Source organism: Bifidobacterium saimiriisciurei (assembly GCF_010667655.1).
In the GTDB taxonomy this organism is placed as follows: domain Bacteria; phylum Actinomycetota; class Actinomycetes; order Actinomycetales; family Bifidobacteriaceae; genus Galliscardovia; species Galliscardovia saimiriisciurei.
In genome coordinates this window covers 316,058-331,807 of the sequence record NZ_WHZU01000001.1, presented here as the reverse complement: position 1 = coordinate 331,807, position 15,750 = coordinate 316,058, and the positions used below count along the sequence as shown (strand labels likewise).

13 protein-coding genes are annotated in these 15,750 nt (G+C 64.7%); 10 read left to right on the top strand and 3 right to left on the bottom strand.

The window, feature by feature from the left end; translation table 11 throughout:
* Positions 1-163 precede the first annotated feature (163 nt).
* From ftsX to gndA, 10 genes are all read left to right on the top strand, one after another.
* Positions 164-1,087 (top strand): permease-like cell division protein FtsX, encoded by a 924-nt coding sequence (gene ftsX, locus GFD18_RS01210; protein WP_100509962.1) that lies wholly within the window; start codon positions 164-166, stop codon positions 1,085-1,087.
* Between the two features lie 86 nt (positions 1,088-1,173).
* A complete protein-coding gene (locus GFD18_RS01205; protein ID WP_225432810.1) occupies positions 1,174-2,649 on the top strand; it encodes a CHAP domain-containing protein in 1,476 nt (491 codons plus the stop codon).
* Between the two features lie 174 nt (positions 2,650-2,823).
* Complete coding sequence (smpB, locus tag GFD18_RS01200; RefSeq protein ID WP_163200124.1) at positions 2,824-3,324, top strand: SsrA-binding protein SmpB; 501 nt, start codon at positions 2,824-2,826, stop codon at positions 3,322-3,324.
* A 32-nt stretch (positions 3,325-3,356) separates the two neighbouring features.
* Complete coding sequence (locus tag GFD18_RS01195; protein ID WP_225432812.1) at positions 3,357-4,271, top strand: ABC transporter substrate-binding protein; 915 nt, start codon at positions 3,357-3,359, stop codon at positions 4,269-4,271.
* A gap of 156 nt (positions 4,272-4,427) precedes the next feature.
* Positions 4,428-5,366 (top strand): ABC transporter substrate-binding protein, encoded by a 939-nt coding sequence (locus tag GFD18_RS01190; RefSeq protein WP_163200123.1) that lies wholly within the window; start codon positions 4,428-4,430, stop codon positions 5,364-5,366.
* Positions 5,367-5,535: 169 nt separating this feature from the next.
* Positions 5,536-6,519, top strand: coding sequence for an amino acid ABC transporter permease (locus tag GFD18_RS01185; RefSeq protein ID WP_163200122.1), 984 nt, complete (start codon positions 5,536-5,538; stop codon positions 6,517-6,519).
* A 14-nt stretch (positions 6,520-6,533) separates the two neighbouring features.
* Positions 6,534-7,313 (top strand): amino acid ABC transporter ATP-binding protein, encoded by a 780-nt coding sequence (locus tag GFD18_RS01180; RefSeq protein ID WP_163200121.1) that lies wholly within the window; start codon positions 6,534-6,536, stop codon positions 7,311-7,313.
* Between the two features lie 313 nt (positions 7,314-7,626).
* On the top strand, positions 7,627-9,519 hold the full coding sequence (gene glmS / locus GFD18_RS01175) for a glutamine--fructose-6-phosphate transaminase (isomerizing) (RefSeq protein WP_163200120.1): 1,893 nt from the start codon (positions 7,627-7,629) through the stop codon (positions 9,517-9,519).
* Positions 9,520-9,638: 119 nt separating this feature from the next.
* Positions 9,639-10,412, top strand: a complete 774-nt coding sequence (locus GFD18_RS01170) for a pseudouridine synthase (RefSeq protein ID WP_163200119.1) — start codon at positions 9,639-9,641, stop codon at positions 10,410-10,412.
* Between the two features lie 123 nt (positions 10,413-10,535).
* A complete protein-coding gene (gene gndA / locus GFD18_RS01165) occupies positions 10,536-11,990 on the top strand; it encodes an NADP-dependent phosphogluconate dehydrogenase (protein WP_163200118.1) in 1,455 nt (484 codons plus the stop codon).
* Between the two features lie 109 nt (positions 11,991-12,099).
* Here gndA and pgl read toward each other — a convergent pair whose 3' ends face one another.
* The 3 genes from pgl to zwf all read right to left on the bottom strand — a co-directional run bounded on the left by pgl (position 12,100) and on the right by zwf (position 15,661).
* Positions 12,100-12,888 carry a 6-phosphogluconolactonase gene (gene pgl, locus GFD18_RS01160; protein WP_163200191.1) on the bottom strand — a complete coding sequence of 263 codons (789 nt, stop codon included), beginning with the start codon at positions 12,886-12,888 and terminating at the stop codon, positions 12,100-12,102.
* Between the two features lie 293 nt (positions 12,889-13,181).
* A complete protein-coding gene (locus GFD18_RS01155) occupies positions 13,182-14,117 on the bottom strand; it encodes a glucose-6-phosphate dehydrogenase assembly protein OpcA (RefSeq protein WP_163200117.1) in 936 nt (311 codons plus the stop codon).
* Positions 14,114-15,661, bottom strand: a complete 1,548-nt coding sequence (gene zwf, locus GFD18_RS01150; protein WP_163200116.1) for a glucose-6-phosphate dehydrogenase — start codon at positions 15,659-15,661, stop codon at positions 14,114-14,116. Before zwf ends, GFD18_RS01155 begins: the two co-directional genes overlap by 4 nt.
* Between the last annotated feature and the right edge of the window lie 89 nt (positions 15,662-15,750).

Sequence of the window (15,750 nt, the reverse complement as noted above, 5' to 3'; positions counted from 1 at the left end):
CGGCCTCGAGCAGACGCTTGGCGGCGCCTGAATCCTTGCCGTCCCCGCCACGCTTCGTTCCGCCGAGCGAGGAGAAGAAGACCGACAAGGCCGATGCCGCGAAAACCGGCGGCGACAAGGCCGACAAGAACCACGATGTGAAGGATACGAAGGAGAACGACCGATGAGATTCCGTTTCGTCCTGTCGGAGACATGGACCAGCATCAAGCGCAACGGTTCCATGATCCTTTCGGTGATGCTCGTCACCTTCATCTCGTTCCTGTTCATCGGCGCATCCGGCCTCATGCAGGCGCAGATCACCAAGGCCAAGGGCGACTGGTACGACAAGGTCGAGGTAGTGGTGTGGCTCTGCCCGGACGGCACCAGCCAGTCGGCCAACTGCGCCACCGGCAAGGCGCCGACCACCGATGAGATCATCGACATCCAGAACACCATCAAGGACGAGCTGCACAGCGACGTCTCCAAGATCACGTACGTGAGCAAGGACCAGTTCTACAAGGACACGTTCGTCAAGCAGTATCCGGGCGGCGTGTATCAGGGCCGTACGCTCACAGCGGACGACATGCAGGCGTCATTGCGCTTGAAGCTTACGAATCCGGAGAAATACCAGCAGGTCTCCGAGGTGCTTTCCGGCAAGAAGGGCGTCGAGGAGGTGCAGGACCAGCGGCAGATCTTCGACCCCGTGTTCGCCGTGCTCAACCGCGGCACCGTGGTGACGGTCGTGCTCGCCGCCGTGATGGTGCTTGTGGCCATCATGCTTACGGGAACCACGATTCGCATGTCCGCCGCGTCGCGCAAGAACGAGACGGAGATTATGCGCCTCGTCGGCGCCTCGAACTGGATCATCCAGCTGCCGTTCATTCTCGAGGGCGTCATCGCCTCGCTGCTTGGGTCCATCCTCTCATGCGTGGCGCTCGGCGGCATCGTGGAGGTGTTCGTCACCGGTTGGCTGGCGAAGACGGTCACGTGGATGCCGTTCGTCAACCTGACGACGGTGCTCATGGTCTCGCCGGCGCTGATCGGCGGCGCCGTGCTCCTGTCCATCGTCGCCTCGCTCATCTCGCTGCGCCGCTACCTCAAGGCCTAGCGAAAGTCAAGCCGGACGTTAGAATCGAACAAAGGGCTTTCAGGCGAATGCAGTACGATGGGGTGCCTGAAGCGTAAGGAGACGATATGACTATGTTGCGTACGAGCACCAAAGCCATCGGCATCATGGCGTGCCTCGGACTGACGCTGTCGATGGCCGTGGTGAACATCGCGGCGCCGGCACCGCAGGCCGCCGCGGCAACGCCGTCGTATAGCCAGCTGGCGCAGAGCAAGGCGAAGAAGCAGTCGCTGCAGAGCAAGCTCAGCGGCGTGAACTCCGCCTTGGCGCAGAAGATCATCGAACTCGACGATCTGACCAACAATCAGATCCCGGCCGCGCAGAAGGCCGCGAACGAGGCCGCCGACGCGGCCGAATCCGCGCAGGAGGAGGCCAACGCCGCGTCCGCCCGCCTCGAGGCCGCGCAGAAGGACAAGTCGGATCTCGAGAAGAAGATCAAGGAGACCGGCGAGGACTACGACGACGCGCACGCCGCCGTCGCCGAACTGGCCCGAGACAGCTTCCACGGCTCCGCGGCCTCCGACACGATGAGCATGGTCACCGGCGCGAAGAACACCGACGACTTCATCAAGTCGATGCAGTCGTCCGCGGCCGTCACCCGCTCCGAGTCGAACGCCGCGAACGACGCCGCCAACGCGCAGAGCACGCAGATGAACCGCAAGGACCGTCTCGCCGCCATCGAAAAGCAGATCACCGAGCTCAAGACGCAGGCCGAGTCCGACGCCGCCGCCGCGCAGAAGGCCGCCGCCAACGCGCAGGCCAAGACCGAGCAGCTCAACGCCCTGCGTGACAAGGGCACCTCGCAGCGCACCTACCTGGAGTCGCAGCAGAGCCAGCTCAAGTCCGCCACGGCCAAGGAAGCCGCGCAGATCGTGCTCCTGCAGTCGCAGATCGACTCCTACAACCGTCAGCTCGCCGCCCAGAAGCCGAGCGCCCAGCAGCAGATCACCGCGAACAGCGGCGCCCAGGGCAGCACGCGTCCGTCCGGCAGCAGCTCCAGCAGCTCGAGCCGTCCCTCCACCAGCACGAACACGAGCCGTCCGTCGAACAGCAACAGCAGTCATTCATCGTCCTCGTCCAGCCGTCCGTCGAACAGCGGCTCGTCGTCGAACAGCAGCTCCAGGCCCTCCGGCATGAACTATTCCGTGCCCGGCAACTGCCCGCAGGGTTCGACCTACTGCTACGGCCACGCCACCGGCAACGTCGGCAACGCCTACCCGTGGAGCCAGTGCACCTGGTGGTCCTACATCCGTCGCGGTCAGCTCAGGCTGCCGGTCGGCTCCTACCTCGGCAACGGCCAGGACTGGGGCAACTCGGCCAGGCGCCTCGGCTACTACGTGAACAACACGCCGCACGTGGGCGCCGTCATGGTGTTCCGTGCCGGCCAGGACGGCCACAGCCCCATCTACGGCCATGTGGCGATCGTCGAACGCATCAACTCCGACGGTTCGGTGTTCGTCTCCGAAGGTGGCTCCATCTGGCAGGGCAACGTCCACTACGACACCCTGTACGATCCCTACGACCACCAGTACGTCCACTACTGATCCAATAGGGTCGTGATGCAGGACGCAAGTCCGCACCAGCGTTCGCCGATGGCGGGAATCCACGCAGGATTCCCGCCATCGTTGCGTTCACGCTACTATGGACCGATAGCACCGACGCAGCCGTAGGGCTCGAAGACGCAGGGAAGACGATACAACAGAGGGAAGGAGGACCGTATGGCGGCAAAGCAGACCAAGCAGGACAAGAGGGAACAGGGCGCCAAGCCGATCGCCGTGAACCGCAGGGCGCGGCACGACTACGAGATCGAGGACAGGCTCGAGGCAGGCATCGTGCTCTCGGGCACGGAGGTGAAGTCGCTGCGCGAGGGGCGCGCATCGCTCGCCGAGGCGTTCGTGAGCATCGACCGCCGGGGTGAGATCTGGCTGGAGAACGCGAACATCCCCGAGTACCTCAACGGCACGTGGACCAACCACGCGCCCAAGCGCAAGCGCAAGCTGCTGCTGCACGCCCAGCAGATCGAGAAGCTCGCCCGCCAGATTCAGGCGAAGGGCTACACCATCGTGCCGCTGAGCCTGTATTTCAAGGACGGCCGTGTGAAGGTCGAGATCGCGCTGGCGCGGGGCAAGCGCGAGTTCGACAAGCGCCAGGCGTTGCGCGAGGCACAGGACAAGCGCGAGGCGCAGCGCGAGATGCGCCTCCGTAACATGCGCCATTAGATTTGGCGTTACCGACCGTTTACTATGGCAGTATGCGAAGACTGAAGATGATGCTTGCGGCCGTCGTGGCCGCGACGATGATGGTGCCGCTCGCGGCGTGCGGCACCAGCGACGCCACCGATTCCGACCCCGACATCGCGCGCAGCTACGACGTCGGCCATATCCAGAAGGACGAGAAGATCGCCGCGATGCTGCCGGAATCCATCACCAAGGACGGCAAGCTCTCCGTCGGCGTCAACGTCACCTATGCGCCTGCCGAATTCCTGGCCTCCGACGGCAAGACGTCCGTCGGCTACGAAATCGATTTGGACAAGGCGCTTGCCAAGGTGTTCGGGCTCGACCTCGACATCGAGAACGCCACCTTCGACACCATCATCCCCTCGGTCGGCTCGAAATACGACCTGGGCATCTCCGGCTTCACCGTGAACAAAGACCGTATGGACGCGGTCGACTTCGTCACCTACGCCAAGGCCGGCCTCACCTTCGCCGTGCGCAAGGGCAACCCCACGCATGCGGACCCGAAGCAGCTGTGCGGCACACGCGTCTCCGTGCAGGTGGGCGTCGTCGCCGAAACCGAGATGTACAAGGCGCAGGACGCCTGCAAGGCCGCCGGCAAGGAACGCATCGAGATCCTGCCGTACCGCAACCAGACCGACGTGACCACGGCGCTGATCGCCGGCCGCGTGGACCTCATGTACGCCGATACGCCAGTCTCCGGCTATGCCGTCGCCCAGACCGACGGCCAGCTGCAGACGCTCGGCGAGAACGAGGGCGTGCAGCCGATGGGCATCGCCGTGCAGAAGGGCGACGAGCGGACCGTGAAGGCGGTGAAGGCGGCGCTCGAGAAGCTCATGGCCGACGGCACATACAAGGCCATCATGAAGACGTGGGGCGTGGAGAACGTCATGATCGACAGGCCCGAGGTCAATCCCAAGGTCGACGCGTAAGGCATCGGCTCCCCTTGGCCATGAGGGGAGCCGACGGGATGGCGCGGTTCGAGTTTGGCTGGTGTCCATAAAAGTTTGGTTGGTAACCTGCTCGTGACATTGCGAACTTACTTTCGGTAATCGGTTAGGAAATGAACTTTCCGAGAGGAAGAAACAATGTCACTCACCACTCGAATCAAGGCCATCGCCGCGGCCACGCTCGCCGCGGCCACGCTGTTCTCCATGGCCGCGTGCGGCACGTCGGACTCCTCGTCCGACTCGTCGTCCGACAGCTCGTCCAAGTCCTCGACGCAGGGCTTCGACACCAGCTCCATCAAGAAGGACGACGAGCTCGCCGCCATGCTGCCCGACTCCATCAAGGGCGACGGCGTGCTCAAGGTCGGCACCGACACCTCGTACGCCCCGGCCGAGTTCCTCGCCGAGGACGGCAAGACGCCCGTCGGGTTCGATGTGGACCTGACCAAGGCGCTGGCCGCCGAGTTCGGCCTCAAGCCCGAGACCACCACCGCCACCTTCGACTCCATCATCCCGTCCGTCGGCTCCAAGTACGACATCGGCATCTCCTCGTTCACCGTCACCAAGGAACGTCTCCAGGCCGTCGACTTCGTCACCTACTTCAAGGCCGGCTCCACGTTCGTCGTGAAGAAGGGCAACCCCTCGAAGATCGACAGTTCCGACCTGTGCGGCAAGAAGGTGGCCGTCCAGACCGGCACCACGCAGGAGGAGGAGATCAACAAGGCCAACGACGCATGCAAGGCCGCCGGCAAGAGCGGCATCGACATCCAGTCGTCCAAGCTGCAGACCGACGTGACCACGGCCGTCGCCTCCGGCAAGGCCGACATCTTCTACGCCGACACCCCCGTCGCCGGCTACGCCATCAAGCAGACCGGCGACACGCTCGAGGCCCTCGGCGAGGACGTCGGCGTGACCCCCGAGGCCATCGCCATCAAGAAGGGCGACACCAAGACCGCCGAGGCCATGCAGAAGGCCGTGCAGAAGCTCATGGACGACGGCACCTACAAGAAGATCCTCGACACGTGGGGAGTCTCCTCCGGCGCCATCGACAAGGCCGAAATCAACCCCGCCGCCGAATAACGCGGCGGCCGACCGGCGGCGAACGCCGTCGGACTCCCGTTTGCCCGAATCCCGGTGATTTTCCGAGCGGATTCGTGAAAACGGAATCATCGTCATCCAAGATGCCACCCATCGGGTAGTGTCTTGGATGACTCCGTTGTATTAGTGGAAAGAGAAGAAAGCCGTAATCATGGCAGCGAAGAACACAGAATCAGACGGGCTGAACATCCCCAACCGGATCAACGCCCTGCCCGTGCGACGCATCGGACCCGTCGTCGCCGGCGTCATCGTGGCGCTCCTTGCGGCCATGCTGGTGTACGGCATGGTCACCAACGAGCGGTTCGAATGGGACGTCGTGTGGAAGTACCTCTTCAATGAGAACGTGCTGGCCGGCATCGGCTGGACGCTGTGGATCACCGTGCTCTCCATGGTCATCGCCACCGTGCTCGCCGTGATCCTCGCCATCATGCGCAAGTCCATCAACCCAGTGCTGCGCGGCGTGAGCTGGTTCTTCATCTGGTTCTTCCGCGGAACCCCTGTGTACACCCAGCTGGTGTTCTGGGGCCTGTTCTCCGTGCTCGTGCCCAAGCTCGGTCTCGGCATTCCGTTCACGTCCATCGAATTCTGGTCCATCGACTCGCAGAACGTCGTCACCGCGTTCCGTGCGGCCGTCATCGGCCTGGCGCTCAACGAAGCCGCCTATCTTTCCGAGATCGTGCGCGCCGGCCTCGAGGCCGTCGACCCCGGCCAGGCCGAGGCCGCCGAGGCGCTCGGCATGCGCCGTTCGCTCATCATGCGCCGCATCATCCTGCCGCAGGCCATGCGCATCATCATCCCGCCGACCGGCAACGAGACCATCGGCATGCTCAAGACCACGTCCCTCGTGCTGGCCGTGCCGTTCACGCTCGACCTGCAGTTCGCCACGAACGCCATCGCCAACCGCATATACAAGCCTATCCCGCTGCTCATCGTGGCCTGCTTCTGGTACCTGCTCATCACCTCCGTGCTGATGGTCATCCAGTCCAGGCTCGAAAAGTACTTCGGCAAGGGCTTCGAGGCCCGCCCGATCGGCACCAAGGGCAAGCAGACGCCGCTGCCCGGCAAGACCGACGGCGAACCCAAGGACGACGTGCACAAGACGAATCAGGCCACCATGGTCGGATTGAACGCGTGAGTGGAGGCAACGAAATGACGACAACGAACATCGCGGTCAAGGCCACGCAGGTGCACAAGGCCTTCGGATCCCTCCACGTGCTCAAGGGCGTGGACCTCACCGTCGAAACCGGCACCGTCACCGTGATTCTCGGCCCCTCCGGCTCCGGCAAGTCCACGCTGCTGCGTCTCATCAACCAGCTCGAGACGCTCACCGGCGGCCGCATCGAGGTCGACGGCGAGATGATCGGCTACAAGGAGGTCACGAGGAACGGCCAGACCGTGCTCCAGACCCTCGACGACAAGGACATCGCACGCCAGCGCGCCAAGCTCGGCATGGTGTTCCAGAAGTTCAACCTGTTCCCGCACATGACCGCCCTCGAAAACGTGATGGAGGCGCCTGTTCACGTGGCGCACATGCCGAAGGACAAGGCGCGCAACGAGGCCATCGAGGAGCTCAACCGCGTGGGCATGGGCGAACGCCTCAACTACTATCCGATGCAGCTTTCCGGCGGCCAGCAGCAGCGCGTGGCCATCGCACGCGCCCTCGCCATGCATCCCGACATCATGCTCTTCGACGAGCCGACCTCGGCGCTCGACCCCGAACTCGTGGGCGAGGTGCTGAACGTCATGCGTTCGCTCGCCCAGGCCGGCATGACCATGATCTGCGTGACCCATGAGATCGGCTTCGCCCGCGAGGTCGCCGACCAGATCGTGTTCATGGACGGCGGCGTGGTCGTGGAGAAGGGCGGCCCTGAAATCATCGACAACCCCAAGGAACCCCGTTTCAAGGACTTCCTCAACCACGTGCTCTAGCCCTCGTGGCCCGCTGCATAGGGCTCCGGCATGCATTTCGCGACACACTCAAGGCCGTTCGGCCGGGAGGCTCCGCCTCCCAAGCCTACGGTCGCGAAACGCATGCCGGAGCCCTTGGTGTCTGCACCACCCAGCAGCGGCCGTCGCGGTCGTGGCAGATGCGGGAAGCCAGAAGCGCGGGCATAGCCGGGGTCGGGAAGAGACGAGATGATTTCGGGCGGGCGCGGGAGCGTGGGGGCGCCTTGTATAGGTTCGGCCAAGGTGGCGTTTTGCTTGGGGCGTATGCAACATTCATTGCATACACTGGTTTTTCATGTGTGGAATCGTAGGATATGCAGGAAACATCGAAACCGCGTGCGGCAAGCCGTTGGAGGTCTGCCTTCAGGGTCTGAAGCGCCTGGAATACCGCGGATATGATTCTGCCGGCGTGGCATTGACGGCACCCGGCATGGATCACGTCGAGGTGCGCAAGAAGGCGGGACGTCTCGCGAACCTCGTCGAGGACATCGAACGCAAGCCCATGCCGCTGGCGACCGTCGGCATCGGCCACACCCGCTGGGCCACCAACGGCGTGCCAAGCGACGTGAACGCCCACCCGCATACCAGCATGGACGGCAAGGTCGCCATCATCCACAACGGCATCATCGAGAACGCATCCCAGCTGCGGCTCGATTTGCAGGCCGAGGGCTACCGCTTCTCGTCAAACACCGACACCGAGGTGGCCGCCAAGCTGCTCGGCAAGATCGTCGACACCATCATCGCCGACGAGGGCAAGCCGAACCTGTTCCGTGCCGTTCGCCGGCTGGCCCGCATGCTCGAGGGCGCGTTCACCATCCTGGCGACCGACTGCCGCCAGCCCGACATCATCGTCGGCGCCCGCCATGACTCGCCGCTGGTCGTCGGCCTCGGCGACGGCGAGAACTTCCTCGGCTCCGACGTGGCCGCGTTCGTCGCCTACACGAAGCGTGCGCTGGAGGTCGACCAGGACCAGGCCGTCTGCGTCTCCGCCGACAAGGTCATCGTCACCGACTTCAACGGCAACGTCGTGGAGAATCCGAAGACCTACACCGTCGACTGGGACGCCTCGGCCGCCGAAAAGGGCGGATGGGATTCGTTCATGGACAAGGAGATCCACGAGGACCCGGCCGCCGTGCAGCGCACGCTGCTCGGACGATTCGACAAGAACGGCGACCTCAACCTCGACGAGGTGCATATCGACGAGCACGACTTCAAGGCCATCGACAAGATCATCGTCATCGCCTGCGGCACGGCCAGCTATGCCGGCCTCGTCGCCAAGTACGCCATCGAGCACTGGGTGCGCATCCCCGTGGAGGTGGAGCTCGCCCACGAGTTCCGCTACCGCGACCCGATTCTGACCCCGCGCACGCTTGTGGTGGCCATCTCGCAGTCCGGCGAGACCATGGACACGCTCATGGCGCTGCGCCACGCCCGCGAGCAGGGCTCGAAGGTGCTGGCCATCTGCAACACGCAGGGCGCCTCCATCCCGCGCGAATCCGACGCCGTGCTCTACACGCACGCCGGCCCCGAGGTGGCCGTGGCCTCCACGAAGGCGTTCGTCGCGCAGATCACCGCCGCCTACGTGCTCGGCCTGTATCTCGCCCAGATCAAGGGCACGATGTTCCGCGACGAGATCCATCAGATCCTCGGCGGCCTCAAGGACATGCCGCGCAAGATCCAGTGGGTGCTCGACACGCAGACCGAAACCATCCGCAAGGCCGCCGAAAGCATGGTGAACGCGAACTCGTTCCTGTTCCTCGGCCGTCATGTGGGCTATCCGGTCGCGCTCGAGGGCGCGCTGAAGCTCAAGGAAATCGCCTACACGTTCACCGAGGGCTTCGCCGCCGGCGAGCTCAAGCACGGCCCGATCGCGCTGGTGGACGAGGGCGAGCCGGTCGTGTTCATCGTGCCGCCGGAACGCGGACGCAATGTGCTGCACGCCAAGGTCATCTCCGGCATCGAGGAGGTCAAGGCCCGCGGCGCCTACATCATCGCCGTGGCCGAGGAGGGCGACAAGGACGTGGAGAACTACGCCGACGTCGTGTTCTGGCGTCCCAAGTGCCCCACGCTCATGAGCCCGCTCGTGGACGTCGTGCCGCTGCAGCTGTTCGCCATGGACATGGCCAAGCTCAAGAACTACGACGTCGACAAGCCGCGCAACCTCGCCAAGTCCGTCACCGTCGAGTAACGGCCGGGCAGCGTTTGTACGTCATCCGCATTTTCCTCGCGCAAGTTGTCGTGAAACGGTCCTGTTTTCGATGATTTGCGCGGGGAGAATGCGGATTTCGAATATTTGGGGGAGTGATCATGCCGCAACGACACCGCTGGGTGACGGACGAGCCGGATATTCCGTTCGACTTCGACGTGCTGTATGAGGACGAGCACATCATCGTCATCGACAAGCCGCATTTCCTGCCCACCACGCCGCGTGGCATGTGGTATCGGTCCACGGCGCTGATACGGCTGCGGGAGCGTCTGGGGGAGCCGCAGATCACGCCTGCACACCGATTGGACCGCGACACCGCCGGCGTGGTGGTGTTCGTGCGCGAGCTCTCCGCCCGTGGCGCCTACCAGATGCTGTTCCAGGAACATCGGACGACGAAGACCTACGAATGCCTGGCTCCGGCGCGGCCGATTGTGCGGCCTCGATACGGTACCGTCGAACGATTGGAGCCGCCGCGCGTGTTTCCGCTGCGGAGGCGCTCGCGCATCGTCAAGGACCGCGGCATCCTGCAGGCATACGAGGAGCCGGGGCGGGTCAACGCGGAGACGACGATCGAACTGGGTGCTTCAGGGGAGTGCGGCATTCGGAATGATGAGGGGACCGGGTGCCGTCATCGCTCGATTCGCGCCTATGCCCTGCATCCGCGTACCGGCAAGACGCATCAGCTGCGCGTGCATATGAACTCGCTGGGCCTGCCCATCCTCGGCGACCCCATGTACCCGCGTGTCATCGACCGCGCCTACGACGATTTCTCGAACCCGCTGCAGCTCGTGGCCCGCACGCTCGAGTTCACCGACCCCTACACCGGGGAGCCTCGCCGATTCGATTCGCGCATGCCGTTGGCGCTCGCCGAATGAACGGTCGGAAAACTCTGGACGTAAAAAGTACTACGTTTAATCGCAATGGTATACTTTTACCAGCGCGATAACCGTGCCCATGGCGGCTGCGAGGCCGCCCGAACGTTCTATCGAAAGGCAATGATGAGCGAAGCACAAGCCAATATCGGTGTTGTAGGTCTTGCGGCGATGGGAGCGAGCCTGGCTCGCAACCTGGCGCACAAGGGCAACACGGTCGCCGTCTACAACCGTCACTACTCCCGTACCGAAACGCTGATTGACAAGCATGGCGACGAGGGCAAGTTCGTTCCCGCGAAGACGCTGGAGGAGTTCGTCGCATCGCTGACCAAGCCGCGTACGGCCATCATCATGGTCAAGGCCGGCGAGCCCACCGACGACATGATCAACGCCCTCGCCGACCTCATGGAGCCGGGCGACATCATCGTCGACTGCGGCAACGCCTACTACAAGGACACCATGCGCCGTGAGAAGGCCATCCGCGCCCGCGGCCTGCACTTCGTCGGCTGCGGCGTCTCCGGCGGCGAGGAAGGCGCCCTCAAGGGCCCGTCCATGATGCCCGGCGGCACCAAGGAATCCTGGAAGACCCTTGGTCCGATCCTCGAGAGCATCTCCGCCAAGGCCGAAGGCGAGCCGTGCGTCACGCACATCGGCTCCGACGGCGCCGGCCACTTCGTGAAAATGGTGCACAACGGCATCGAGTACTCCGACATGCAGCTCATCGCCGAAAGCTACGACCTCATGCGCCGTGGCCTGGGCATGGAGCCGTCCGAGATCGGCGACCTGTTCGAGGAGTGGAACAAGACCGAGCTGAACTCCTACCTCATCGAGATCACCGCCGAAGTGCTCCACCACGTGGACAAGAAGACCGGCAAGCCGTTCATCGACGTGGTGCTCGACCACGCCGGCATGAAGGGCACCGGCACCTGGACCGTGCAGACCGCCCTGTCGCTGGGCGTGCCGGTGACGGGCATCGCCGAGGCCGTGTTCGCCCGCGGCCTGTCCTCCCAGACCGAGCTGCGCGCCGAGGCCGCCAAGCAGGGGCTTGAGGGTCCGTCCGAGGTCGTACCGATGCCGCTTGAGGAGCGTCAGGCGTTCATCAACGACATCCGCGAGGCGCTGTACGCCTCCAAGATCGTGGCCTACGCGCAGGGCTTCAACGAGATCTCCGAGGCAGCCAAGGAGTACGGCTGGGACATCGACCTCGCCGCCGTGGCCCGCATCTGGCGTGGCGGCTGCATCATCCGCGCCCAGTTCCTCAACCGCATCTCCGAGGCGTTCGAATCCGGCGAGGCCAACGTGTCGCTGCTGTTCGCCCCGTACTTCAAGGATGCCGTCGAGACCGTGCAGCGTTCGTGGCGCCGCGTGATCTCCCGCGCCATCAGCTTCGGCATCCCGATGCCGGTGTTCTCCAGCTCCCTGGCCTACTACGACGGCCTGCGCTCCAAGCGCCTGCCCGCCGCCCTGATCCAGGGCCAGCGCGACCTCTTCGGCGCCCACACCTACCAGCGCGTCGACGAGCCCGGCGTCTTCCACACCTTGTGGACTGAGGAAGGCCAGGAGGAGATCAAGCAGTCCTGATGCTGATTTCCGATTGCCGCTGATACGGAAAAAGGAGGTGCATCCCCGACGTGGGGATGCACCTCCTTTGTGTTTGCGACGTTATGCCCAGTCCGTTGCGAACGGCGTCTTACAGGTTCGCGGCGGCGTCCTTGTCGAGCAGCCACAGCGTCTCCTTGTCGCCGCCGGCGAAGGAGCTCGGCACGTGCGGGTTGTTGTATCCGGACAGTGCCTTGCCCACGGCCTCGGCCTTGCGCGGCGTGGAGGCGAACACCCATACGCGGCGGCAGCGGCGGATGAACGGCACGGTGAGGCTGATGCGCATCGGCGGCAGCTTGGGGGAGTCGGTGATGCCGATCACACGGGTCTTCTTGTCGTGGTTGCGCAGCACCGGATGGTTCGGGAACAGCGAGGCGAAATGGCCGTCGGGCCCCACTCCGAACAGGGCGATGTCGAACGCCTGCTTCTTGCCCAGCGCCTTGACGATCTCGTGCTCGTACGCCTTGGCCGCCTTGTTCACGGCGTCGTAGTTCTCCACGTCGGTGGCGTTGGCGCGTTCCTCCTCGGAGCGGGTGTCGGCCGGCATCTCGTGGATATGCGATTCGGGCATCTGTCCGCTTTCCACGAGCTTGCCGAACCATGCCTCGCGGGCCTGCAGCGCGTTGCGGTCGGGGTCGTCGGCGGGAACGAACCGCTCGTCGCCCCACCACAGGTGCACGCGGCTCCAGTCCACGGCGGTCGCCAGCGGGCTTTCGGCCACGGTGCGCAGCATGGCGATGCCGTCGGTGCCGCCGGTAAGCGCCACGTCCACGCGCTGGCGCTTGGCCAGACGGTCCGATATCTTCAGCAGGAACCGCGATGCCAGCGCTTCGCGCAGTACATCGGCGGTCGGGTAGATGATGACTTTCCTATCGATCATTGCCATGATGGTTTCCTCCAAAATCCGCCGCGCCATTGTCATATCGTTCGTCCATTTGGCGGCAGGCATATTCAATCGATGTCAGACTAGCGCACCTTCATTGCGTGCGCGGTGGATTTTCTTGTTCTGTGACACGACATCCACGCGGATGTCATGTGGATTTCAGATTGGATGCGGAACGGACGGACGTCGTCCGTCGCGTCATCCGAATGTGAAAAGGGGCGGCGCCGCGTCGGAATCCGACGTCGCGCCGCCCCTTTTCGTTGATTTGATTCGAATCGTTCGTCCGAGGACTATTCGTGCTCGACGAGCTCCCAGCCGTGCTGGATGACCTCGGCGTAGATCTCGTCGGGGTCGAGGCGGCGCAGCTCCTCGCTCAGGCAGTCGCCGAGCGTGCGGATCGGCACGGTCACGTTCTGCGGCGACTGGCCGGGCTGGGAGATGACGGCCGCGTCCTCGGCGGCGCGCTCGATGCTCAGCACGCCGTCCTCGCGGGTGAAGTACACGCCGGAGATGGCGTTGAGGTCGTCGGAACGCTCGACGGTGACGGGAACGTCATGCAGGCTCCAGGCGAGCCAGGAGGCCAGCAGCTCCAGCGGCAGGTCGTGCGTCGGACCGGTGAGCTTCACTGCGGTGATGGGCAGATGCGGAGGCTGGTCGAGCATGGAGACGAGCAGGGCGCGCCAGATCGTCAGGCGGGTCCACGACATGTCGACGTCCTGCGCGCTGTAGTGGGCGCGCAGCGCGATGAACGCGGCCTCGGGGTTCGGGGCGCGGGTGGCGTCGGTGATACGGCTGCGGGCCATGCGGCCGATGGCGTTGACGGACGGGTTCTCCGGCGCCTTGGTCGGCCACCAGGCCACGACGGGCGCGTCGGGCACCAGCAGCGGGATGACGAGGGTGTCGAGATGGCGGATGAGCTCGTCGGCCGGCTTGAGCACGATGATCTCGCCGGCGCCGGCGTCCGCACCGAAACGAATCTGCGCGTCGAGCGTGGAGCCGTCCTCGGCGTCGGCCGGACGGGCGTGCTTGACGATCACGATGACGCGGCACGGATGCTCGCGGCTTGCGGCGTTGGCCGTCTCCAGCGAGTTCTCCAGCTCCTCGGTGTAGGTCTCCACGAGCAGGGTGAGCACGCGGCTCTGCGCGGCCTCGCCGCGTTCCTCGTGCAGCTCCTCGATCTTGCGGGAGATCGCCGATGTAGTGGTGTTGGGCAGGTCGAAAATCATGGCATCCTCCAATGGTGTCCGTCGCGGGCAAGCATGTCGTCGGCTTCCTTCGGTCCCCAGGTGCCGGCACGGTAGGGGGCGGGCTGGCCGAGCGTGCTCCAGAACTCCTCGATCGGGTCGAGGATCTCCCAGGAGAGCTCGACCTCCTTGGTGGTCGGGAACAGCGGCGGGTCGCCGAGCAGCACGTCGAGGATCAGTCGCTCGTAGGCCTCGGGGGAGGCCTCGGTGAAGGAGCTGCCGTAGCTGAAGTCCATGCTCACGTCGCGCACCTCCATGGCGGTGCCCGGCACCTTCGCGCCGAAGCGCAGGGTCACGCCCTCGTCGGGCTGCACGCGGATGACCACGGCGTTGGCGCCGAGTTCGCGGGTGGCTGTGGTTTCGAACGGCAGGTGCGGGGCGCGCTTGAACTGCACGGCGATCTCGGTCACGCGCTTGCCGAGGCGCTTGCCGGTGCGCAGGTAGAACGGCACGCCGGCCCAGCGGCGGGTGTCGACGTCGAGACGGATGGCGGCATAGGTCTCCGTGGTGGAGTCCGGGCTGATGCCGTGCTCGTCGAGGTAGCCGATGACCTTTTCGGAGCCCTGCCAGCCTTCGGCGTACTGGCCGCGGGCGGTGTGCAGGGAGAGGTCCTTCGGCAGATGCACGGCGGAGAGCACCTTGGTCTTCTCGGCGCGCAGGTCGCTGGCGGCGAAGGAGACCGGCTCCTCCATGGCGGTGAGGGCCATGAGCTGCAGAAGGTGGTTCTGGATCACGTCTCGCGCGGCGCCGATGCCGTCGTAGTAGCCGGCGCGGCCGCCGATGCCAAGGTCCTCGGCCATGGTGATCTGCACGTGGCTCACGTAGTTGGCGTTCCAGACCGGCTCGAACATCATGTTGGCGAAGCGGAGGGCCAGCAGGTTCTGCACGGTCTCCTTGCCGAGGTAGTGGTCGATGCGGAACACGGATTCGGGGCTGAACACCTCGCCGACCACGCGGTCGAGCTCCTTGGCGCTTTCGAGGTCATGGCCGAACGGCTTCTCGATGATCACGCGGCGCCAGGCGCCTTCGGAGGAGTGGGAGAGGCCGGACGCGGCCAGCTGCTTGGAGACGACGGGGAAGTCGCGCGGCGGCACGGCCATGTAGAACGCGTGGTTGCCGCGGGTGCCGCGGTCACGGTCGAGTTCGGAGACGGTGTCGCTCAGGCGGGTGAACGCCTCGGAATCGTGGAATTCGCCCTGTACGAAGCGGATGGAATCGCGCAGGTGTCCCCAGGTGTTTTCGTTGAACGGGGTGCGGCAGTGGGCGCGCACCTGCTCCTCGGCGTAGTTGGCGAACTCCTCGTTGCTCCACGGGCGGCGGCCGAATCCGACCAGACCGAATCCGGCGGGCAGCAGGCCTCGGTTGGCGAGGTCGTAGACGGCGGGCAGCAGCTTGCGCTTCGCAAGATCGCCGGTGACGCCGAAGATCACCAGCGAGCATGGTCCGGCGACGCGTGGCAGGCGCAGGTCGCGCGAATCACGCAACGGATTGGAATACGCTGCCGTATTCCCCACAGTATTCCCCATGTGCAGCTCCTTTGGTGTTGATAGTGCGCATCAGTCTACAGATACGATATCGGTTTGCGTCATCCCTTGCCCGCGTTTTCCTGAAAGGA

Coding starts and splice junctions, on each gene's coding strand:
- ftsX (WP_100509962.1), top strand. CDS start 164: ATGAGATTCCGTTTCGTCCTGTCGGAGACATGGACCAGCATCAAGCGC.
- GFD18_RS01205 (WP_225432810.1), top strand. CDS start 1,174: ATGACTATGTTGCGTACGAGCACCAAAGCCATCGGCATCATGGCGTGC.
- smpB (WP_163200124.1), top strand. CDS start 2,824: ATGGCGGCAAAGCAGACCAAGCAGGACAAGAGGGAACAGGGCGCCAAG.
- GFD18_RS01195 (WP_225432812.1), top strand. CDS start 3,357: ATGCGAAGACTGAAGATGATGCTTGCGGCCGTCGTGGCCGCGACGATG.
- GFD18_RS01190 (WP_163200123.1), top strand. CDS start 4,428: ATGTCACTCACCACTCGAATCAAGGCCATCGCCGCGGCCACGCTCGCC.
- GFD18_RS01185 (WP_163200122.1), top strand. CDS start 5,536: ATGGCAGCGAAGAACACAGAATCAGACGGGCTGAACATCCCCAACCGG.
- GFD18_RS01180 (WP_163200121.1), top strand. CDS start 6,534: ATGACGACAACGAACATCGCGGTCAAGGCCACGCAGGTGCACAAGGCC.
- glmS (WP_163200120.1), top strand. CDS start 7,627: ATGTGTGGAATCGTAGGATATGCAGGAAACATCGAAACCGCGTGCGGC.
- GFD18_RS01170 (WP_163200119.1), top strand. CDS start 9,639: ATGCCGCAACGACACCGCTGGGTGACGGACGAGCCGGATATTCCGTTC.
- gndA (WP_163200118.1), top strand. CDS start 10,536: ATGAGCGAAGCACAAGCCAATATCGGTGTTGTAGGTCTTGCGGCGATG.
- pgl (WP_163200191.1), bottom strand. CDS start 12,888: ATGATCGATAGGAAAGTCATCATCTACCCGACCGCCGATGTACTGCGC.
- GFD18_RS01155 (WP_163200117.1), bottom strand. CDS start 14,117: ATGATTTTCGACCTGCCCAACACCACTACATCGGCGATCTCCCGCAAG.
- zwf (WP_163200116.1), bottom strand. CDS start 15,661: ATGGGGAATACTGTGGGGAATACGGCAGCGTATTCCAATCCGTTGCGT.